General features: G+C 62.0%; 20 protein-coding genes. 9 read left to right on the top strand and 11 right to left on the bottom strand.

The genetic code is table 11. From position 1 onward, the window contains the following. Nucleotides 1-58: 58 nt before the first annotated feature. From CAPSK01_RS01730 to CAPSK01_RS01720, 3 genes are all read right to left on the bottom strand, one after another. A complete protein-coding gene (locus CAPSK01_RS01730) occupies nucleotides 59-547 on the bottom strand; it encodes a hypothetical protein (RefSeq protein ID WP_273702874.1) in 489 nt (162 codons plus the stop codon). A gap of 209 nt (nucleotides 548-756) precedes the next feature. Then, nucleotides 757-1,398, bottom strand: a complete 642-nt coding sequence (locus tag CAPSK01_RS01725) for a response regulator transcription factor (protein ID WP_034921460.1) — start codon at nucleotides 1,396-1,398, stop codon at nucleotides 757-759. Next, complete coding sequence (locus CAPSK01_RS01720) at nucleotides 1,395-2,660, bottom strand: sensor histidine kinase (RefSeq protein ID WP_273702873.1); 1,266 nt, start codon at nucleotides 2,658-2,660, stop codon at nucleotides 1,395-1,397. Before CAPSK01_RS01720 ends, CAPSK01_RS01725 begins: the two co-directional genes overlap by 4 nt. Before the next feature lie 58 nt (nucleotides 2,661-2,718). Here CAPSK01_RS01720 and CAPSK01_RS01715 point away from each other — a divergent pair, with 58 nt between their 5' ends. Together CAPSK01_RS01715 and CAPSK01_RS21375 are read left to right on the top strand one after the other, a co-directional pair. After that, complete coding sequence (locus CAPSK01_RS01715) at nucleotides 2,719-4,527, top strand: serine hydrolase domain-containing protein (protein ID WP_034921457.1); 1,809 nt, start codon at nucleotides 2,719-2,721, stop codon at nucleotides 4,525-4,527. Nucleotides 4,528-4,530: 3 nt separating this feature from the next. Beyond that, nucleotides 4,531-5,310, top strand: a complete 780-nt coding sequence (locus CAPSK01_RS21375) for an alpha/beta hydrolase family protein (protein WP_273702872.1) — start codon at nucleotides 4,531-4,533, stop codon at nucleotides 5,308-5,310. Here CAPSK01_RS21375 and CAPSK01_RS01705 read toward each other — a convergent pair. The 4 genes from CAPSK01_RS01705 to CAPSK01_RS01690 all read right to left on the bottom strand — a co-directional run bounded on the left by CAPSK01_RS01705 (nucleotide 5,279) and on the right by CAPSK01_RS01690 (nucleotide 10,588). Further along, the gene (locus CAPSK01_RS01705) at nucleotides 5,279-8,122 is read right to left on the bottom strand and encodes a valine--tRNA ligase (RefSeq protein ID WP_034921454.1); all 2,844 of its coding nucleotides are present in this window, start codon (nucleotides 8,120-8,122) and stop codon (nucleotides 5,279-5,281) included. The genes CAPSK01_RS21375 and CAPSK01_RS01705 overlap by 32 nt on opposite strands. 68 nt (nucleotides 8,123-8,190) lie before the next feature. Further along, nucleotides 8,191-8,670, bottom strand: a complete 480-nt coding sequence (locus CAPSK01_RS01700; protein ID WP_034921451.1) for a hypothetical protein — start codon at nucleotides 8,668-8,670, stop codon at nucleotides 8,191-8,193. Beyond that, nucleotides 8,670-9,095, bottom strand: coding sequence for a DNA polymerase III subunit chi (locus CAPSK01_RS01695; protein WP_034921449.1), 426 nt, complete (start codon nucleotides 9,093-9,095; stop codon nucleotides 8,670-8,672). The genes CAPSK01_RS01700 and CAPSK01_RS01695 overlap by 1 nt, the downstream gene beginning before the upstream one ends. Next, nucleotides 9,092-10,588, bottom strand: coding sequence for a leucyl aminopeptidase (locus CAPSK01_RS01690; protein WP_034921446.1), 1,497 nt, complete (start codon nucleotides 10,586-10,588; stop codon nucleotides 9,092-9,094). Before CAPSK01_RS01690 ends, CAPSK01_RS01695 begins: the two co-directional genes overlap by 4 nt. Before the next feature lie 74 nt (nucleotides 10,589-10,662). Between CAPSK01_RS01690 and lptF the strand changes: the two genes are divergently transcribed. After that, nucleotides 10,663-11,742, top strand: a complete 1,080-nt coding sequence (gene lptF / locus CAPSK01_RS01685) for an LPS export ABC transporter permease LptF (RefSeq protein ID WP_034921444.1) — start codon at nucleotides 10,663-10,665, stop codon at nucleotides 11,740-11,742. Continuing rightward, entirely contained in the window at nucleotides 11,739-12,812 is a 1,074-nt protein-coding gene (lptG, locus tag CAPSK01_RS01680; protein ID WP_034921442.1) for an LPS export ABC transporter permease LptG, read from the top strand. The genes lptF and lptG overlap by 4 nt, the downstream gene beginning before the upstream one ends. Nucleotides 12,813-12,819: 7 nt before the next feature. Here lptG and CAPSK01_RS01675 read toward each other — a convergent pair whose 3' ends face one another. The 4 genes from CAPSK01_RS01675 to CAPSK01_RS01660 are packed head-to-tail and all read right to left on the bottom strand — an operon-like array spanning nucleotide 12,820 to nucleotide 14,790. Further along, the gene (locus CAPSK01_RS01675) at nucleotides 12,820-13,248 is read right to left on the bottom strand and encodes an RDD family protein (protein WP_273702871.1); all 429 of its coding nucleotides are present in this window, start codon (nucleotides 13,246-13,248) and stop codon (nucleotides 12,820-12,822) included. Further along, nucleotides 13,248-13,877, bottom strand: a complete 630-nt coding sequence (locus CAPSK01_RS01670; RefSeq protein WP_273702870.1) for a DUF3106 domain-containing protein — start codon at nucleotides 13,875-13,877, stop codon at nucleotides 13,248-13,250. Before CAPSK01_RS01670 ends, CAPSK01_RS01675 begins: the two co-directional genes overlap by 1 nt. Continuing rightward, on the bottom strand, nucleotides 13,850-14,227 hold the full coding sequence (locus tag CAPSK01_RS01665; protein WP_034921437.1) for a DUF3619 family protein: 378 nt from the start codon (nucleotides 14,225-14,227) through the stop codon (nucleotides 13,850-13,852). The genes CAPSK01_RS01670 and CAPSK01_RS01665 overlap by 28 nt, the downstream gene beginning before the upstream one ends. Further along, nucleotides 14,224-14,790 (bottom strand): RNA polymerase sigma factor, encoded by a 567-nt coding sequence (locus CAPSK01_RS01660; protein ID WP_034921671.1) that lies wholly within the window; start codon nucleotides 14,788-14,790, stop codon nucleotides 14,224-14,226. The genes CAPSK01_RS01665 and CAPSK01_RS01660 overlap by 4 nt, the downstream gene beginning before the upstream one ends. 134 nt (nucleotides 14,791-14,924) lie before the next feature. Here CAPSK01_RS01660 and ilvB point away from each other — a divergent pair, with 134 nt between their 5' ends. The 5 genes from ilvB (at nucleotide 14,925) to CAPSK01_RS01635 (ending at nucleotide 20,781) form a co-directional block, all read left to right on the top strand. Next, nucleotides 14,925-16,637: a biosynthetic-type acetolactate synthase large subunit gene (gene ilvB, locus CAPSK01_RS01655; RefSeq protein ID WP_273702869.1), complete on the top strand. Its 1,713-nt coding sequence runs from the start codon at nucleotides 14,925-14,927 to the stop codon at nucleotides 16,635-16,637. A gap of 12 nt (nucleotides 16,638-16,649) precedes the next feature. Then, nucleotides 16,650-17,141 (top strand): acetolactate synthase small subunit, encoded by a 492-nt coding sequence (ilvN, locus tag CAPSK01_RS01650; RefSeq protein ID WP_034921432.1) that lies wholly within the window; start codon nucleotides 16,650-16,652, stop codon nucleotides 17,139-17,141. A 32-nt stretch (nucleotides 17,142-17,173) separates the two neighbouring features. After that, complete coding sequence (gene ilvC, locus CAPSK01_RS01645; RefSeq protein WP_034921430.1) at nucleotides 17,174-18,190, top strand: ketol-acid reductoisomerase; 1,017 nt, start codon at nucleotides 17,174-17,176, stop codon at nucleotides 18,188-18,190. Nucleotides 18,191-18,260: 70 nt separating this feature from the next. Further along, on the top strand, nucleotides 18,261-19,028 hold the full coding sequence (gene pssA, locus CAPSK01_RS01640; protein ID WP_273702868.1) for a CDP-diacylglycerol--serine O-phosphatidyltransferase: 768 nt from the start codon (nucleotides 18,261-18,263) through the stop codon (nucleotides 19,026-19,028). 214 nt (nucleotides 19,029-19,242) lie between these two features. Beyond that, complete coding sequence (locus CAPSK01_RS01635; RefSeq protein ID WP_034921427.1) at nucleotides 19,243-20,781, top strand: 2-isopropylmalate synthase; 1,539 nt, start codon at nucleotides 19,243-19,245, stop codon at nucleotides 20,779-20,781.

The raw sequence follows: 20,781 nt of genomic DNA, 5'->3' as shown, positions 1-20,781 counted from the left end.
TGTTTTTCTATCCAAAGAGGTCTGCGCGGGGCTTTTTCTAGTCATTCCCGGACGCCCTCTAGTCCGGCATGATCATTGGGGAACCTGGGATTTGATTGACCATCGAATCGAACCACTGCCCCGTGTGCGCCCCTCGAGCGATCCGGCCGAACAGTTCGGCCGTCGGCCCCGCAGCGCCCTCCAGACCACTGCCGCCGTGCCGGATTGACTGCCCCATGTCGGCGAAGAACTGCCCTCGACCCGCGTGGCCGGCGCGCGACCAGGCGTGCTCCATATGATCCAGAATGCCCCAGTTGTTCTTGTAACTGGTATCGGTCAAGGTCAGCGTGTCACGCAGCCCGTCCGCCGCGAGCATCCACGGCATGGCCAGAACCGCCGGGACGAGCGGGAAAGCGTTGCCAAGCTTGTACTCCTTGATGCCTCGGTCAAGTACGAACTTAGCGTGGGCGAAGGTGAAGCGCTTCATCTGAGCCAGCAAGGCGAAGCGCGGATCGTTCATCCACATCGGATTGCTGCCGGCGTCCGGATGCGCCATCGCCTCGTTCACGTACTGTGAAATGGCGCGCGCGACTCGGTCGCTGCTGACGTTGGCAACGTCGATGAACAGGTCTGCTCGTGCCACAATCGCCCATCGAACGTTTCCGGCGGCACGACGATGCTGGCCTCGGCGGCGCCGGCGACGGAGCTGTTGCTGGAGCGGCAGGCCTGGTCAGTACCGCCACCCGATTCGCGAGGCATGAAGCGGGCCACCCCGATCTACAACAGACCCTCGCTCATCGCCTTCAGCACCGCCCGGGTACGGTCCCGTACCCCCAGTTTCGCCAGAATGCTCGAGACATGGTTCTTGATGGTGCCTTCCGAAGTGCCCTGGGCGCGGGCGATCTCCTTGTTGCTCCAGCCCCCGGCCATGAGCCGCAGGATCTCGCTTTCCCGCCGTGTGAGCACTTCGGAAGGCAGGCCGTCGGCAGCGGCGGCGGAAGTCTCGGCGGACATGTCCTTCGCCCGCTGCGTGAAAGCCGGCTGGAACAGACTTTCGCCGCGGGCGACGCGGCGCACCGCGTCGGCCAGCCGCTCGGGCGAAATGTCCTTGAGCAGAAAACCCTTGGCGCCGGCCCGCATGCCGTCGAACAGAGCCTCGTCGTCGTCGAAGGTGGTCAGCAGCAACACGGGCGGCAGGCATTTCCGCGCCGCCAGCGCTTGGATGACGCCGATCCCCGAGAGCTTGGGCAGACGCACATCGAGCAGCACCAGGTCGGGCCGTTCGCGGGCGATGAGTTCCACCGCCTCCTGGCCGTCCGCCGCTTGAGCCACCACGCGGATGTCCTCGTTCAGTTCCAACAGGCCGTGAATGCCCGCCCGCACCAGGGTCTGGTCGTCCACCAGGATGAGCCGGATCATGGGCCTTCCCTGTCGATCGGCACCCGGATGTCGATCTGGAAACCCTCGCCCGGAGCGGAGACGAAAGTCATGTCGCCACCCAGCGCCGCTATCCGCTCGGCCATGCCGGTCAGGCCGTGGCCAGCCCGCGGGCAGGCGACACCGCGTCCGTCGTCGCGGATGCGCAGCCCGAGATCGCCGTTGGTCCGACCCAGAGTGATGCGCAGGTGGCGGGCATCGGCATGGCACAAGGCATTGTTCACGGCTTCCTGGATACAGCGGTAGAGGATCTGCTTCAAGTCCGCGGGGAGGAACGCCAGCTCATCGGCCAGTTCCGCGGCCACCTCCACGTGCAGTTCCGGCTCGGGAATCGCCGTCCGCAAGTCCGCCAGCGCCTGGACCAGGTCCACGTCCTGCCTTTCCCGCAGCCTGCCTACGACCACGCGGACTTCCTCCAGCAACTGGCGGGCGATGGCGGCGGCGTTGGCGACGTGGGAGGGACGGGCGGGCTCCGCCACGCGCTGCGCCAGGTCCAGTTGCAGCTTCAGGGCGACCAGGTGGTGGCCCGCCGTGTCGTGGAGTTCCCGGGCGATGTGCAGACGCTCCTCCAGGCGGCTGGCCTCCGCCAGGGCGCGCTGGGCGGCCACCAACTCGCCATTCAGCCGGGCCAGTTCCCGCTGGCCGCGTGACTCGCCGGCGGCGAACCAGCCGGCGCAGAAGGCGAAGAACTGCCAGGCCAGCACGGACAACAGGGTGACCGCGAAGGCGGTTTCGGCGGGGCGTGCCTGCAGCGCAGTGAGGCCTTCGAACACGCCGCTGTGGGCGAGCAGCAGGGACCACAGCACCATGACCACGGTCTGGCCGGCCAACCATTGCAGACTGCGCCGGGACGCCAGGACCAGGGGCGCCTCGGCGGCGACGATGTACATCAGATCGGTGGCGATCAGCAGGCCGCTCACGGCCTGGACGAGCAGCAGGAGCAGACGGTGTCGGCTGTCGCCATCGGCGGGAATGGCCCGCATGTTGAGCCAGAAGCAGATGGCGAATACCGCCAGCAGGCCGAACACCAGCCCCTGCACGGCCAGGTAGGCGAGCCGAGGGACACCCGGTAGCGGTGGCCACGCCGAGGCCGCCTGGCTCACTCCCACGAGCAGCCAGACGGAGAGACCGGCGAAGCGCAGCAGGGATTCGGTACGTGGGCGGATCATGGCCGCCAGTCTACCGAAAAGCCGGTGCCCGACCAGGTGCCGGAAGTCATCCCTGGCGCCCATGACTTCCGGCACATGCGCCGCTCAGGCCTGGCGTGGGAGAGTGGCGGCGTCGCCAGCGAAGGAGAAAGACATGCCGCACCGATTCGCCATCCTGCTTGTGCTGCTCGCCGCTCTATCCGGCTGCGGCGAAGATGAACCCGTGCGCCTCGAACGAGGCGACCAAGACAAGGTGGCGGCCATCCTGGCTAGCGAGATCGAGACCTTGCTGCGCAAGCGGGATATCGCCGGGCTGAGTATCGCCCTGATCGACGATCAGCGCATCGTCTGGGCCAAAGGCTTCGGCATCGCCGACCGTGCCAGCGGCCGGCCCGCGACGCCGCAAACGCTTTACCGGGCCGGTTCTCTCGCCAAGGTGTTCACCTGCCTGCTGCTCCTGAAAATGCGGGACGAGGGTCAATTGGGCCTCGACCAGACGCTCGCCGAAGTCCTGCCCGGCTTCGCCATGAAGACGCCGTTCCCGGAGGCCGCGCCCCTGACCCTGCGTGCGCTGGCGGCCCACCACGGCGGCCTGCCAGGCGACCAGTTCCGGGGCATGTGGGCGCGGCAGCCGGGAACCCTCGCCGGCCTGCTCCGCGAACTCGAGCAGGAGTTCCTCGCCGCGCCGCCACAAAGCCAGTACCGCTACTCCAACCTGGGCTTCTCCGTCCTCGGCCGCGCCCTCGAAGCGCGCGCCGGACAAGCCTTCGAAGCGCTCATCGAGCGCGATCTGCTGCTGGCCATGGGCATGCCCCGATCACGTTTCTCCGCCGCCCGTCCGGAGGGGCAGGATGTCGCTACGGGTCATGGCGGGCAAGCGGCATGGCCGTGGCTCGCGCTGCGCGACACGCCCGCCGGCGGACTGACGACTTCCGTGTGGGAACTGGCCCAGCTTCCCAAGCTCATCTTCGCCGGCGGCCTGAGCGACGGGCGGCGAGTCGTTTCGCCGGCCAGCATCCGCGACAGCCTGGAGCCGCAGTTCCCTGGCCTGGCCCTGGATTTCGGCCACCGCGTCGGGCTGCCCTGGATGCTCTCGGGAGTGCGCACCTCCGCCGGCGATGCGGTGGTCTGGCACGACGGCTTCGCGCCGCCATTCAATGCCTCGCTGGTCATGCTGCCGCGCGACAAGCTGGCGGTCGTCGTGCTCGCCAACAGCGAGGGTGCCCGGCCCTTCGTCCTGCCCCTGGCCACCCGCGCCTTGAGCCTGCTGCAGACCGCCAAGACGGGCGGCATCCACCAGTTTCCGTCACCGCCGAAGAGTCAGACCATTCCGGCAACACGACAGCAGATGGAAGGGTACGCCGGCGACTATGTCGTGGTCGGTCAAAGACTGACTTTGCGGGCGGTGGACGGCGGCTTGCGCAGCCGATTCCGGGGGCAGGATTTCGAGCTGCGACCCACCGCGGCCGGCCATTTCATCCTGCAGACGCGGCTGCTGGGCCTCTTCGGCGTGACCCTGCCCGACCTCGGAATCGCACTGCCGGAACCAGGTTCGGACGCGCCGGGCAGGCTGACCGGCCTGCCCGCACCGATCCCCGTTACCCGCCTGCCCGCGGCCGTCATTTCCCCAGCCTGGCAGAATCGCCTCGGAGAGTGCCAGGTGGATGACGACGGAGAGTACTTCCGCGTCGATGCCTGTGCTCTGGAACGGGAAGGCCAGCATCTGCTGCTGCGGGTCGGCGCCACGAACGCCTTCACCGGCCAGACCGAGCAACAGGCGATCCCGCTGCTTCCGGACAATGACCGGCGGGCGCGCGTGCCCGGCCACGGGCCCAACGAGGGCTACGTGCTCCCGGTCGACGGCGAACCCGGGCGGGAGTCGCTCCGCTATTCCGGTTTCCGCATCCGTCTGTCCTCCGCCGGCGCCCGGCCCGGGCAGGATTTCCCGACCGCAAAGGAGTGAAGCGTGCCACGCCAGAACCGCCTAGCGGCGTCGCTCGGCGCCTGCCTCGTCCTGTTGCCCGCCTGTTCCGGCCTGCCCATGACGGGTCACGCCAAGGTCGGCGGCAGCGCCCAAGCCTATCGCCTGGAGGGTGCAGGCTCGCCGGCCGTGGTGTTCCAGTCCGGCCTGGGGGATGGTGGCGATGCTTGGCGCAAGGTTTTTCCACAGCTCGTCCGCCAGCGCGCCGGCATCGCCTACGACCGCCTGGGCTACGGCGACAGCGGCCAGGCGGCAGGCCGGCGCGACCCGTGCGCCATCGCCCGTGAGCAGCACGAGCTGTTGCGATCTGTCGGTTTGCAGCCGCCCTATATCCTGGTCGGCCATTCGCTCGGCGGCCTCTACCAGTACGCCTACGCCAAGCTGTATCCGGACGAGGTGGCCGGGCTGGTGCTTCTCGAGCCCACCCATCCCGAGCACCTGCAGCGCATGAAGAGCGAAGCGCCGGCCATGGCGGCACTGATCCGCTTCGCTTACCTGCGCTTCAGCGGCACGATGCAGCGCGAGTTCGACAGCCAGACCGTCTGCGTCGACGCACTGAAGGACAAACCGATGCCCGCGGTGCCGGTGAAACTGCTGCTGCGCGGGCGCTTCCTGCCGCCCGAGTCGGGAAGCTTCGCAAGCCTGATGAAATCGCTCTCCGCCGACTGGGAAAGCCTGCTGGGCGGTACCCGCGCCATGCCGGTGGCGGGTGCCGGTCATTACCTGCAGAGAGTTACCGTCTGTTTGCCGGCTGTGACCGTCTGAGGCGTTCGCGTTGCAGTTCGAGTTTTTCGAGTGTGGCGACGAAGTCCTGGAGGCGCTTTCTTTCCTGTTCGACCACCGCGGCCGGAGCGCGCGCGACGAAGCTCTCGTTGGCGAGTTTGGCTTTCGCCTTGCCGATCTCGGTGCCGAGTCGCGCGATCTCCTTGTCCAGGCGTTCGCATTCGACGGCGAGGTCGATCTGAACCTGCAGCATCAGCCGGGTTTCGCCCACGATGGCGATCGGTGCGCTGGCGTCGGCCGGGATTTCGTCGACGATCTGCAGGTCGGAGAGCTTGCAGAGCGCTTTGAGATAGGGCGCGAAGCCGGCGAGCGATACGGCCTGACCGCAGGCGAGCAGCGGGACCCGCAGTGCCGGTGAGAGGTTCATTTCCCCCCGCAGGTTGCGGCAGGCGTAAGCCAGATTCTTCAGCTCCTGGACGCTGGCTTCGCTGGCCGGGTCGATGCTTGTCGCCTGCGCCTGCGCCTGCGGATAGGCGGCGAGCATCACCGAGGCATGGGTCTTGCGGCCAGCAATCGGCGCCACCGCCTGCCAGAGCTCCTCGGTAATGAAGGGCAGCAGCGGGTGGGCCAGGCGCAGCACCGTCTCCAGTACGCGCGCCAGCGTCCGCCGCGTCGCGCGGACTTCTTCGACGGAACCCTGCTGCAGTTGCACCTTCGACAACTCGACATACCAGTCGCAGAACTCGTCCCAGACGAACTCGTAGACCGAGCGCGCCAGCAGGTCGAAGCGGTAGTCGGCGTAATGCTGTTCGACCTCGGCTTCGGTACGCTGCAGCTTGCTGACGATCCAGCGGTCAGCGAACGAGAAGCGCAGTGTCGACCCACCGTCGTCGGTCGTACCGCTTGCCAGGCCGAGATCCTGGTCTGCGGTGTGCATCAGCACGAAGCGTGCCGCGTTCCACAGCTTGTTGCAGAAGTTGCGGTAGCCTTCGCAGCGGTTAAGGTCGAACTTGATGTCGCGACCGGGGCTGGCCAGCGACAGGAAGGTGAAGCGCAGGGCGTCGGTGCCGAATGCCTGGATGCCTGCCGGGAACTCCTTGCGCGTGCGCTTTTCGATCTCTGCGGCCTGTTTGGGGTTCATCAGTCCGCTGGTGCGCTTCTCGATCAGCGCGTCGAGGCCGATACCGTCGATGAGGTCGATTGGGTCGAGGACATTGCCCTTCGACTTGCTCATTTTCTGGCCTTCGGCGTCGCGGATCAGGCCGTGCACATAGACGTGTTTGAAGGGGATTTTGCCGGTGAGATGTCTGGTCATCATCACCATGCGCGCCACCCAGAAGAAAATGATGTCGAAACCGGTCACCAGGACTGTCGACGGCAGATAGAGGTCGAGCGCCGGGTTGCTTTCGGCTGGCCACTGCGGCGTCCAGTCGAGCGTCGAGAACGGCCACAGTGCTGACGAATACCAGGTATCGAGGACGTCCGGATCGCGTGTCAGCGGGCCGAGGTAGCCTTGTGCCGCGGCCTCGTTCCTGGCTTCGGCTTCGTCATGAGCGACAAAGATCTGTCCACTCTCGCCATACCAGGCGGGAATCTGATGGCCCCACCAGAGCTGCCGCGAGATGCACCAGTCCTGGATGTTGTTCAGCCACTGGTTATAGGTGTTGACCCAGTTCTCGGGGAAGAAACGGATCTCGCCTGCCGCGACACATGCCAGTGCCTTGCCGGCGATGCTGCTGCCATCGGCACCGGCCTTGCGCATGGCGACAAACCATTGGTCGGTGAGCATTGGCTCGATCACCACCCCGGTACGGTCGCCGCGCGGCACTTTCAGCAGATGCGCATCGACCTTGTCGAGCAGGCCTTCTGCTTCGAGGTCGGCGACGATCTGCTGGCGCGCTGCGAAGCGATCCATACCCTGGTAGCGAGCCGGGGCGTGGTCGTTGATCTTCGCGTCCAGGGTCAGGATCGGGATCATCGGCAGCCTGTGGCGCTGACCGACGGCGTAGTCGTTGAAGTCGTGAGCAGGCGTGACCTTGACGCAACCGGTCCCAAACGCGAGGTCCACGTAGGCATCGGCGATGATCGGGATCGCGCGCTCGCAAAGCGGCAGCCTGACCATTTTTCCGATCAGGTGCCGGTAACGCTCGTCGTCGGGATGGACCATCACCGCGGTGTCGCCAAGCATGGTTTCCGGGCGTGTCGTGGCAACGGTCAGCGAGCCGCTGCCATCGACCAGCGGATAACGGATGTGCCAGAGCTGGCCTGGTTCCTCTTCCTGCACCACCTCGAGGTCGGAGACCGCGGTCTGCAGTACCGGGTCCCAGTTGACCAGCCGCTTGCCGCGGTAGATCAGGCCCTCGCGATAGAGGCGGACGAAGGTCTCGGTGACTGTCCGCGAAAGGCCGGCGTCCATCGTGAAGCGCTCGCGGCTCCAGTCAGGCGAAGTGCCGAGGCGGCGCATCTGCCGGGTGATGGTGCTGCCGGAGAACGCTTTCCACTCCCAGACTTTTTCGAGAAATTTCTCGCGTCCGAGTTCGTGCCTTGAGATTCCCTGGGCGTCGAGTTGCCGTTCGACGACGATCTGCGTGGCAATGCCCGCATGGTCGGTACCAGGCTGCCATAGCGTGTTGTCACCACGCATGCGATGGTAGCGGGTGAGCGCGTCCATGATCGCCTGGTTGAAGCCGTGCCCCATGTGCAGGGTGCCGGTGACGTTGGGTGGGGGCAGCAGGATGCAGAAAGCGTTCGGTTTTTCGGCATCGAGGCCGGCGCCGAAATAGCCTCTGGTTTCCCATTCGGGGTACCAGCGACGCTCGATGTCGGCCGGTTCAAAGCTCTTGGCGAGTTCCATGGGAGGGCGGGGGGGATGGCAGGAGCGCGCATTATACCCGCATCACGCGCTTGCCCCAGTGGGGATGCCTAGGCCTGATCAGGCAAGGCCTGCTCACGAGAGGGTTCCTCGAGGGGCTGTCGAGGCTGCCCGTTCTGCTCGATGAAGTCACGCAATACGGCTTCAATGGTTGCGGCGATGCCGTTCTGCAAGTAGTCCGTGGCCGTCAGCAGTGCCGCTTCGACGAGCGCCAGGATTTCGCTCTGCAGTTGCCGATCAAGGCGTTCGGCGAGATCTGCGGCCAGCGTTTCGCGCAGCCTGGCGCTGTTTTCTTCCGGGATGTCTGGCGCCGGCAAGATCACTTCGGTGAGGACCGGCAGGTCGTCCTCGTCTTCGACCGACGGGGTGGCGGGCATCATGCTTGCTGACGAGTCGGCTGACGTGGTCGAGGCCAGGAAGCTGCGCCGTCGCCGCAACCGGCGTGAGTCGTCGCGACGATCGCCGCCAGCTGCGGCTTCGGCGTTGATCAGGGAATCCACCCGGCGGATCAGGTCGCTGTCGTCGGCCATCAGCCTTTCCCTGTCAGATCGACGTACTGGATGTCGTAGCCACGATCCTTGTAAAACCGCGCGCGCTGGCGACCGGCAATGCGCTCTTCGCTTCCCTGACCGACCACTTCGATGAGGCTGGCAAAACGAGAAAAACCCGGCGGTACCTCGGTCGCGAGGTTGAACAGTCGTTCATCCTGCGGTAATACGTCAAGCTGGCCGGCAATCAGTACCGGGGTTTCGGTGGCCAGTGGCGAGTTGATCTGCACGTGCGGGATAAAGCCGGTTGGCGGATACACCCACAGCCTGCGGTCGAGTGCCGCGGCGACCTCGGCATCCGGTGCATAGACCAGTGAGGCCTTCTTCCGTGCCAGAGCCTTGCCGATCAGGGTGGCGGTCGCGGCAATCCGGTCAGAGGCGTTGTGGTAGAAGAAAATGCGTGTCAATTCAGCTTCCCGGCGCGTTTCAACAGATAGTGCATGAGTAGCGGTACAGGTCGCCCGGTCGCACCCTTGTCGGTGCCCGACTTCCAGGCGGTGCCGGCGATGTCGAGGTGGGCCCAGACGTACTTGCGGGTAAAACGGGCGAGGAAACACGCGGCGGTGATGCTGCCTCCCCAGCGGCCACCGATGTTGGCCATGTCGGCGAACGGGCTCTTGAGCAGTTCCTGGTAGTCGTCCCACAAGGGCATTTGCCAGGCGCGGTCGTGCGCATCATCGCCGGCATGCACGAGTTCCCGCGCCAGGGTCTCGTTATTGGCAAAAAGGCCGGTCGCGACATGGCCAAGAGCGATCACACAGGCGCCGGTGAGCGTGGCGACGTCAATCACCGTCTCCGGCTGAAAGCGAGCGGCGTAAGTCAGTGCATCGCAGAGAATGAGGCGGCCTTCAGCATCGGTGTTGAGGATTTCGATGGTCTGACCAGACATCGAGGTGACGATGTCGCCCGGTCGCGTGGCGGACCCGCCGGGCATGTTTTCAGAGGACGGAACGATCACCGTCAGATTGATCGGCAGTTTCATCAGCGCCGCGGCCTTGATCGTACCCAGCACGCTGGCGGCACCGCACATGTCGTACTTCATCTCGTCCATGTCCGGTGCCGGTTTGAGCGAAATGCCCCCGCTGTCGAAGGTGATGCCCTTGCCGACGAGAACCACCGGCTTGTCATCGTTCTTGCCTCCCTTGTGCTGCAGGACAATCAGTTTTGGTGGCTGCCGTGAGCCTTTGGCGACGGACAGCAGGGAGTGCATGCCCAGGGCGGCCATCTCGTCACGTTCGAGAATCTGGCACTCCAGCTTGTGTTCAGAAGCCATCTTTTGTGCCGTTTCAGCAAGAAAGGCGGGGGTGCACACATTACCCGGCAGATTGCCGAGATTCTTTGCCAGGGCCATGCCCTCGGCAATGGCCTGCCCCTGGTGCAGCGCTTCCTCGGCAGCGGCCAGTTCGTTGCGGCGATCAATGACAAAGGTGAGTTTGCGCAGGGGCCGGCGCACCTTGTCCTTTTTGCTCTTGAACTGATCGAAACGATAGACGGTTTCCTGCGCCACCATGGTGGCCTGACGAACGCGCCAGGCAGAGCTGCGTTTCCTGACGCTCGTTTCGGTCAGAAAGACGGTGCCGTCAAAGGAGCCGGTTTCGTTGAGCGTCCGCACGGCGCTGCGAATGGCGTCGCAATACGCCTTGTCGCCAAACTCCTTCTCCTTCCCGAGACCGACCAGCAGGACCCGATCACAGAGCGTGCCAGGAACATTGTGCAGCAGCAGCGTCGAGCCCGCCTTTCCCTCCATGTCGCCGCGGCGAATGATGTCCGAAAGATGGTTGTGTGCCGCGTTGTCGAGAAGTTCAGCGGCCAGTGTCAGCTTGCGCGGTTCGAAAATTCCGACCACCACACAGGCGCTGCGTTGCTTCTCCGGGTTACCACTTTTTATGCTAAATTCCACTCACCCCTCCTCAGGCAACCCGCACCGTTTGCGAAAAGCCGATTATCACTGCAGTATTTCACCAAAGTCAAAAAATGATCTTTCAGCGTGCGGTCCGGCGCGAGTTCACGCACTTGGCGGCCGGCATCTTCACTGCACTTTTCGCCATCATGATAACCATCCAATTGATTCGGCTGCTCGGTGACGCGGCACAAGGCCGTGTCGACCCGGACGCCGTGGTGGCCCTGCTCGGTTTTGCATCGCTCAACTACCTGCCGGTGTTGTTGTCGCTGTCGTCGTTTGTCGCCATCTTGCTGGCGCTTTCACGAAGCTATCGGGATTCCGAGATGGTGGTCTGGTTCTCTTCCGGATTGTCGCTGATGGCGTGGATTCGGCCGGTCCTGGTGTTCGTCATGCCGCTGGTGCTGACCATCTCGGTGCTTTCCCTTTTTCTGTCGCCCTGGGCCGTGTCGCAGAGCGCCGAGTTCCGCGACAAACTGAGTTCTCGACACGACGCGGGACAAATCTCGCCCGGCGTTTTCCAGGAATCGTCAACCGGCGAACGCGTCGTTTTTGTGGAAGGGATCGCTGATGACACCAGCAACGTCTTCAACGTATTCGTCAACGAGATACGGCCTGAGCGTTTGGGCGTGACGATGGCCGCCTCCGGGTATCAGGAAGTTGCCGCAAACGGTGATCGCTTCATCATTCTGGAGAATGGCCGCCGCTACGAGTTCCCTCCGGGCAGCGCGGAATTCCGCATTATGGAGTATGCACGCTATGCGGTTCGTGTGCAGACCAAGGAGGCGCGCGGTATTGCCCCGACACCGAGGACGATGCCTACCATGGCTTTGTTGCCCATCGATTTGCCAGTCTATCGGGCTGAGCTGCTGTATCGTTTGAGCGTGCCGTTCTCGGCGGTCGTGCTGGCGTTACTGGCGATTCCCCTGTCGTTCGTCAATCCGCGCGCCGGTCGTTCGGCGAACATGCTGCTGGCCATTTTCGTCTATCTGATCTACAACAATCTGGTGACCATCAGCCAGGGCTGGGTGGCGAGCGGGAAGGTTTCGTTTGCTGTCGGTGTGCTGGCTGTGCACCTGTTCATGCTCTGTCTTCTCCCGTTGATGTTCTACCAGCGCATTGCCGTGAGTTCATTCGCCCGTCTGTCGCGATGAAGATTTATCGTCGCTACCTGGCGCGCGAGCTCGCCGGTGCCATCCTGCTGGTACTGCTGGCGTTTCTGGCCTTGTTTGCCTTTTTTGACCTGCTCGGCGAGATCAAGAGCGTCGGGCAGGGCGGGTATCAGCTGCACCATGCGCTTGGCTTTGTCTTGCTGCGCGCGCCGGGGCGTGCCTATGAATTGATGCCGATTGCTGTCCTGATCGGTACGCTCTACGCGCTATCGGTGCTCGCCCGTCATTCCGAACTCACCGTCTTGCGTGCCTCGGGTTTGTCCACCGCAGCCTTGCTCGGCGGTTTGTTTCAGGTGGCCGGCCTGTTTGCCCTGGCGACCTACCTGATCGGCGAGTTTGTGGCGCCGCCGGCCGAACGTGCGGCGTATCAGATGCGCTTGAAGGAAAAGGGCCGAATGGTTGGGCAAGATCTGCGGTCGGGACTGTGGGTCAAGGATGAACGGAGTTTTATCAATGTGCGCGTGGTTCTGCCGGATGCGCGTTTACGCGGCATCCGGATCTACGAATTTGACGAGATGGCACGCTTACGTGCCATCACCGAGGCTGCGGAGGGGAAGCACGTTCTGCCCGACAGTTGGCGGCTGACCGAAGTGGTACAGACCGTCCTGCTTGCCGAGCGGGTCGAAGTCCGGAAGATGCCGGAGATGTTGTGGCGATCGGCCCTGAGTCCGGACATTCTCGCGGTGCTGATGGTTTCACCCGATCGGATGTCGCTGCGGCACCTCTCGGCGTATACCAAACATTTGGCGGACAACCATCAGAAGACCAACCGCTACGACATTGCCTTCTGGAAAAAGGTGGTCTATCCCTTGGCAGCCTTGGTCATGGTTGCGCTCGCCTTGCCGTTCGGTGGCGCACATTACCGGGCCGATCGGGTAAGCATCAAGATCTTTGCCGGAGTGATGACCGGAATCCTGTTCTACATGCTCAACGGCTTGTTTGCCAATCTCGGTGCGATCAACAGCTGGTCACCGCTGCTCAGCGCAGTCACTCCGTCAGTGCTGTTCATGCTGACGGCGGTGGTCATGATCTGGTGGGTTGAAAAGCGCTGATCGGGACTCAGTGGATGATCAGCCGCGTACCGGCGAGACGATCGTGCAGAAATTGTCGGTCGCGGTCGAACAATGCCCAGAGGATGCCGGCGCCGCCGAGAACGAGGCTCGGCCAGCACAATAGATAGCGCAGGAGCACCCGTGCCGGGCGGACGGGCAAGCCATCACGGGTCACCAGCCGGATGCGCCAGGTTTTCATGGCCAGGGTCTGCCGCCCGTTACTCCAGAACCAGAGAAAATAGATCAGCATCACAAGGAAGCAATGCGCCCAGCCAATGACCGGGGAAACCAGGCGGTGTGCGAAAGCGCCCAGGAGAACGTGCGGCAGAAGCACCAGCACGGCCAGTACTGCAAACAGCAGCAGGGACTCGTACGCCATGCTCAACAGACGACGCAGGATGCCCGGTCGCCCGATGGCCTGCGCAGCAGCCGGCATCAGCGGCGGACTTCCGCTTCGCTGGCGGGCGGCGCAGCCGTGGTAGGCGTTGGTGCGACAGTGACCGGCGGCGGCAGGGGGCTGGCTTCGACTGGCGGGGATGGAGTGCCGACGGCTGGAGGGGCGACTGGTGTCGGCGCTGCAGTGCTGGCGGGCGTGGCGCTACCGGGTAGGCTCCCTGGTTTCGGGACCGACTTGCTTGCGGCTTGCTGCTTGAGTCTTTCCTTTTCTTCTTCCGGCAGGCTGGAGTACTCCTCCCATTTCTGCCGGAGTTCCTGTTTCTTTTCGGCTGGAAGCTGGTTGGCGGTCATGAAGCGCGCGCGCGCCAGGCTGCGCTGCTCGGGGGTCAGTTTCGCCCAATCCTGCATCTGAACCTGGACTCGGCGTTGCTCCTCCGGCGTCATGGTGGCAAAGCGGCGTGTGATGCCCAGCCATTTCTTCTGTTGACTGTACTCCATCGCGTCCCAGTTATCGCTTAGCGGCGCGAGGATGACCTTTTGCGCGACCGGCAACTCGGTCCATTGTGGCTGGGGTGGGGTGACTATGGCCGTCGGGCTGGGTACGTCTGCCCACGCCGTCAGCACGACAAAGCCAGCGAGAATTACTGCGACGCAGAGCTTTTTAGCCATGCATCAAAGCCCTTGTCGGTGAATGCGGCGATTGGCAGATCGTCCGAGAGCAGCGCGCTGTCGATGATCTCGAGTTCGGTGATGCTTTGGTCTGCATACCAGCAAGTGTAGCTGGTGATGCCGAGAACGACGACCAAGGCCAGCAACACCTGCTTGATGTGCAGGTTGTCGACCTGATGCTGTACAAAATTACCTACTCCGGCCAGTACCGATTGGTGGACCAAGACCTTTTGCTGCGTCAATGCCCGTTGTCTTGCACTTTCGAGTCGCTTGAGGGTTTCCACAGGCAGTTCGTTGAGCCCGCGATTCAGGTGTTGCCTGATCTTGTAGGCAAAATGCAGTTCATTCATAAGGTGATTCCTTTTGCTTTCAGTGCAGCCGCCAGCGAGTGATTGGCACGCGAGCAGTGCGTTTTGACGCTGCCCTCCGAGCAGCCCATGGCGGAGGCCGTCTCGGCCACATCCATATCCTCCCAGTAACGCAGGAGGAAGGCTTCCCGTTGACGTGCGGGCAGCGATTCTATCTCTTTTTCAATTATCGCAAGGAGTTGCGTTTGCTGGAGTTGGCCGTCCGGCGTTTGTGGGCTATATGATCCCGATTCACCACTGACCGTTTCAAGTGGATCGTAATCCTCGTCATCGCTGTGTGAAGAAAGCGACGAGAACAAGGTGGTCCACAGCGAGCGAACCTTGCTGCGCCGATAGTAGTCGCGAATCGTGTTCTGCAGGATGCGTTGAAAAAGCATCGGGAGTTCGGTCGACGGGTGATCGCCATATTTCTCGGCGAGCTTCATCATGGCATCCTGAACGATGTCGAGCGCTGACTCTTCATTACGCACCGCGAACATCGCCTGTTTGAAAGCACGACGTTCGATTGCAGTGAGGAAGTCCGACAGTTCGCGTTGGCTGGCCAGAGCGAGAATCCTTGCTGTTGTTGGTTGGAAACTGTTTCCGCAGGCGTCGGTTGTGTGAATGCCTTGACCAATCGTGGCCAAAGCTTTAACGTGGCAGACTTTTTTCGAGCAATTTGCTTGCTGGGGCGACGGCAATGACGATGATGACCGGTGCGGAGATTGTAATCAGGTGCCTGCAGGAAGAAAAGGTCGAATATGTATTCGGCTATCCGGGTGGGGCGGTACTTCACATTTATGATGCCCTGTTCAAGCAGGATCAGATCAAACATATTCTGGTCCGCCACGAACAGGCAGCAGTACATGCGGCCGACGGCCTGGCGCGGTCGTCATACAAAGTCGGCGTGGCGCTGGTGACCTCGGGTCCGGGCGCAACCAACGCCGTGACCGGCATTGCCACGGCCTATATGGATTCGGTGCCGTTGGTGGTGATTTCGGGACAGGTGCCGAATGCCTATATCGGTCAGGACGCCTTCCAGGAGTGCGATACCGTCGGCATCACCCGACCTTGCGTGAAACACAACTTTCTGGTCAATGACGTACACCAGTTGGCGGTGACGATAAAGAAGGCCTTTTATATTGCCAACAGTGGCCGTCCGGGTCCGGTGGTGGTGGATATTCCGAAGGACGTTACCGCAGCCAAGTGCAAGTTCGAGTATCCGGAGACGATCCAGATGCGATCGTACAACCCGGTCATCAAGGGGCATCTGGGCCAGATCAAGAAAGCGGTTCATATGTTGCTCGAGGCCAAGCGGCCGATGATCTACACCGGCGGGGGCGTCATTCTCTCCAATGGTGCCGATCAATTGACCAGGCTTACCCGCCGCCTGGGCTTTCCGATCACCAATACCCTGATGGGCCTCGGCGCTTATCCGGGAACCGACCGGCAATTCCTGGGCATGCCCGGCATGCATGGCACCGTCGAGGCCAATCTGGCGATGCAGCACTGCGACGTGCTGCTGGCCATCGGCGCCCGTTTTGACGATCGGGTGATCGGCAATCCGGAGAATTTCTCTTCCCTGCCGCGCAAGATCATCCACGTCGACATTGATCCCTCGTCGATCTCCAAACGCGTCAAGGTCGATGTGCCGATCGTCGGCAATGTCCCGGATGTTCTAGATGAAATGCTGAGGTTGCTGGAGGCCGGGAATGCCAGTCCGGATTCCGGGGTGCTGGCGGCATGGTGGCAGGAAATCGAGGAGTGGCGCGCCAAGCAGTGCATGAAATACCGGATGAAGAAGAGCATCATCATGCCGCAGTATGTCATGGAGAGGCTGTATGAGGTGACTGGGGGCAAGGCGATCGTGACTTCCGACGTTGGTCAGCATCAGATGTGGGCAGCACAATACTACAAGTTCGACGAGCCGCGGCGTTGGCTCAACTCGGGTGGTCTGGGCACCATGGGTGTCGGTCTGCCCTACGCCATGGGGGCGGCTCTGCAGCATCCGGAGATGGCGATTGCCTGCGTCACCGGCGAAGGCTCGATCCAGATGTGTATCCAGGAACTGTCAACCGCCAAGCAATTTCGTTTGCCGATCAAGATCATCAATCTCAACAACCGCTACCTGGGCATGGTTCGGCAGTGGCAGGAAATGTTTTACGGGAGTCGTTATGCGGAGTCGTACATGGATTCCTTGCCCGACTTCGTCAAGCTGGCGGAAGCTTATGGGCACGTCGGCATGCGCATCGACAAGCCAGAAGACGTCGAGCCGGCGCTGCGCAAGGCATTTATCGACCATAAGGACGATCTCGTATTCATGGATTTCATCACCGATCAGAAAGCGAATGTCTTTCCGATGGTGGCTGCCGGCAAAGGTCTTGCCGACATGATCCTGACTGAAGACCTGTAAGGGAAAGGCAAGATGCGACACATTATTTCAATCCTGCTGGAGAATGAAGCTGGGGCACTGTCGCGGGTGGCTGGTCTGTTCTCGGCGCGCGCTTACAATATCGAGACCTTGACAGTTGCGCCAACCGAAGACACCTCGCTTTCACGGCTGACCATCGTCACTTCGGGTACCGACGCAGTGATCGAGCAGATCACCAAGCAACTGAACAAACTGATCGACGTGATCAAGGTCGTCGATCTCTCCGAGGCTGCCCATATCGAGCGGGAACTGATGCTCATCAAGGTGCGTGCCACGGGCAAGGACCGCGAGGAACTGAAGCGTCTGGCCGACATCTTCCGCGGTCACATCATCGACGTCACCGAATCGACCTACGTGGTCGAGCTGACAGCCAGTGGCGCGAAACTCGACTCGTTCATACAGGCGATCGATGCCGGATTGATTCTCGAGACGGTACGTACCGGCGTGTGCGGCATCGGCCGTGGTGAACGCATTCTAAAAGTCTAATCAGATCGAACTGCGGGATAGAAGGAAATTTCATGAAAGTTTATTACGACAAGGACGCCGACCTCTCCCTGATCAAGGGCAAGAAAGTCACCATCGTTGGCTACGGATCCCAGGGCCATGCACACGCGCAGAATCTGAGCGATTCCGGCGTCAAGGTCACGGTCGGTTTGCGCAAGGAGGGTTCGTCCTGGAGCAAGGCCGAGAATGCCGGCTTGAAGGTGGAGGAGGTGGCCCGGGCCGTCAGGGGTGCCGATGTGGTGATGATGCTACTCCCGGATGAGACCATTCCGCAGGTGTATCATGCGGATGTGGCGCCGAACATGAAGAAGGGGGCTGCCTTGGCCTTTGCCCACGGCTTCAATGTACATTACAATCAGGTGGTGCCGCGAGATGATGTGGATGTCATCATGATTGCGCCAAAGGGGCCGGGGCATACGGTTCGCTCGGAGTATCTCAAGGGGGGCGGCGTGCCGTCGCTGATCGCGGTACACCAGGATCGTAGCGGGAAGGCCAAGGATATCGCGCTTTCCTATGCCGCAGCGAATGGCGGAACCAAGGGCGGGGTGATCGAGACCAACTTCCGTGAAGAGACTGAAACCGACCTCTTCGGAGAGCAGACCGTGCTCTGCGGTGGGGTCGTCGAACTGGCCAAGATGGGCTTCGAGACGCTGGTCGAGGCGGGTTACGCACCCGAAATGGCGTACTTCGAGTGCCTGCATGAACTCAAGCTGATCGTCGACCTGATGTATGAAGGCGGCATTGCCAACATGAACTACTCGATTTCGAACAATGCTGAATATGGCGAGTACGTGACCGGGCCGGAAGTGATCAACGAAAGCTCGCGTGCGGCCATGCGTGCGGCGCTCAAACGGATTCAGAACGGTGATTACGCGAAGATGTTCGTCCTCGAAGGGCGCACCAACTATCCGGCGATGACCGCGCGTCGCCGCCTGATGGCACAGCATGAGATCGAGACCGTTGGCGCCAGGCTGCGCGACATGATGCCCTGGATCAAGAAGAACCGGCTGGTGGATCAGAGCAAGAACTGATCGATTGAATGAAGGCAGTCGCGCTGCCTTCTGCCCTCTTGGTTCCTGCCCGTTTTCACTGCATAGCGCAATGCCCGAAATCAAGCCTCGCAAGACCTTGTTCAACCCCGAGTTGCGGCGTCGAGGCATCTATGTTCTGCCGAACCTGTTCACCACGGCTGCGCTGTTCGGCGGTTTCTTCGCCATCGTGCAGGCGATGAAGGGCAGCTTCGAACTGGCTGCGGTGGGTATTTTTGTGGCTATGGTGCTTGATGGACTCGATGGGCGGGTAGCGCGTATGACGCGCACGCAAAGCGCGTTCGGGGCGGAGTACGATTCGCTGTCCGACATGGTCTCGTTCGGCGTCGCCCCAGCGCTGGTGACCTACGCATGGACGCTCAAGGACATGGGGCGACTCGGCTGGATTGCCGCCTTCATCTACTGCGTCGGCGCAGCGCTCAGGCTGGCGCGCTTCAATACGACGCTGGAAGTGATCGATCGGCGTTATTTCCAGGGCTTGCCAAGTCCGGCCGCTGCGGCGCTGGTGACCGGTTTCTTCTGGGTGATGATCGACAAGCAGATTGCCGCTGCTGACGTGCGCTGGCTGGCCTGTGGGCTGGTGATCTTTGCCGGCATCTCGATGGTGTCCAATGTCCGCTTCTACAGTTTCAAGGACGTCAACCTGCGGCGCAGCGTACCGTTCATCTTTGTTGTCGCCATTGCACTTGGCTTTGCCGTGCTCTCCTACGATACGCCGGTGGCCCTCTTTGGTCTTTTCGTTGCGTATGCTCTCTCGGGGTACGTCCTGGCACTGATGCAGCTACTCCGGCGCAAGCCATCGCCGCCGCCAGTGGCTTAATGTGAAAGTCGCGTTAGCGACTCACGAATCTCCCCTCCCCACTTGTGGGGGAGGGGTCGGGGGAGAGGGAAACGGTCATGACTTTCATGATCCGGGGTGCCTTGCAAAGTCATGACCGTTAGCTCGGCATCGCCCGTCTTGCGACACGAAGCCTCTCGCAGTTTCGGTCGGTGGCCCGGCCAGGGTAGTTCATCCTTATCTCCGGAGTGAGCACATGAAAGAGCACTTGGTAATTTTTGATACCACACTGCGCGACGGCGAACAGAGCCCGGGCGCTTCGATGACCAGGGAAGAGAAGCTGCGCGTTGCGCGCCAGCTTGAGCGCATGCAGGTTGACGTGATCGAGGCAGGTTTTGCGGCAGCTTCCCCCGGAGACTTCGAGGCCATCCAGTCGATTGCCAAAGTCATCAAGGGGTCGACGATCTGCTCCCTTGCCCGTTCCAACGAGAATGACATCCGCCGTGCCGGCGAGGCGATTGCGCCGGCAGCGCGGGGGCGTATTCATACGTTCATCGCCACCAGCCCGATCCACATGGAGAAAAAATTGCGCATGACGCCAGACCAAGTGGTCGAGGCGGCCGTGCGAGCCGTGCACTGGGCGCGCGAATATACGGACGATGTCGAGTTCTCGGCCGAGGACGCGGTGCGTTCGGAGGTCGATTTCCTTTGTCGAGTTTTCGCGGCGGCCATCGACGCGGGCGCCACGACCATCAATGTGCCCGACACCGTTGGCTACAGCGTTCCCTCAGTGTGGGGCGATCTGATGCGCACCCTGATCGAGCGCGTAGCGGGGGCAAACCGGGTGGTATGGTCTACCCATTGCCATAACGATCTGGGCATGGCGGTCGCCAATTCGCTGTCGGCGGTGTTGGCCGGTGCCCGTCAGGTCGAATGTACGATCAACGGCCTGGGGGAGCGGGCAGGCAACGCCTCGCTCGAAGAAGTGGTGATGGCGGTGCGTACTCGCAGTGACCTGTTTCCGGTACAAACGCGTATCGATACGACGCAAATCGTTCCTGCGTCAAAGTTAGTCTCCCAGATTACCGGCTACCCGGTGCAGCCCAACAAGGCCGTCGTTGGTGCCAACGCATTTGCGCACGAATCCGGAATTCACCAGGATGGCGTTCTCAAACATCGCGAGACCTACGAGATCATGCGTGCCGAGGACGTGGGCTGGGCTCAGAACAAGCTGGTGCTTGGCAAGCACTCGGGACGCAATGCCTTCAAGTCACGCCTGTTGGCGCTGGGTATCGTTCTTGACGGGGAGGAGGCGCTGAATGTCGCGTTTGCCAGGTTCAAGGAACTGGCCGACAAAAAGCATGAAATCTTTGACGAAGACCTGCAGGCACTGGTTTCGGATGAAGACCTGACGCCTGATGGCGAGTACTACAAGCTGGTCTATTCACGGGTTTGTTCGGAAACCGGTGAAACGCCCGCGGCGGATGTCACACTGACGGTCGGTGGTGTCGAGAAGAAGGCATCGGGGATGGGCAGCGGCCCGGTCGACGCGGCATTCAAGGCGATCGAATCGATCGCTAGCAGCGGCGCAGAATTGCTGCTTTATTCGGTCAATGCGATTACCACCGGTACCGACGCACAGGGCGAGGTAACCGTTCGTTTGGCAAAGGCAGGCCGCATCGTCAATGGCAATGGTGCCGATACCGACATCGTCATTGCTTCGGCGAAGGCCTATCTCAATGCCTTGAACAAACTTCAGTTTCCCGATCGGTTGGATCCGCAGGGCGACGTCTGA

Source organism: Candidatus Accumulibacter vicinus, assembly GCF_000584955.1.
GTDB lineage: Bacteria > Pseudomonadota > Gammaproteobacteria > Burkholderiales > Rhodocyclaceae > Accumulibacter > Accumulibacter vicinus.
Note: the sequence above shows the minus strand (reverse complement) of the source record. Positions and strands in the feature narration are given on the sequence as shown.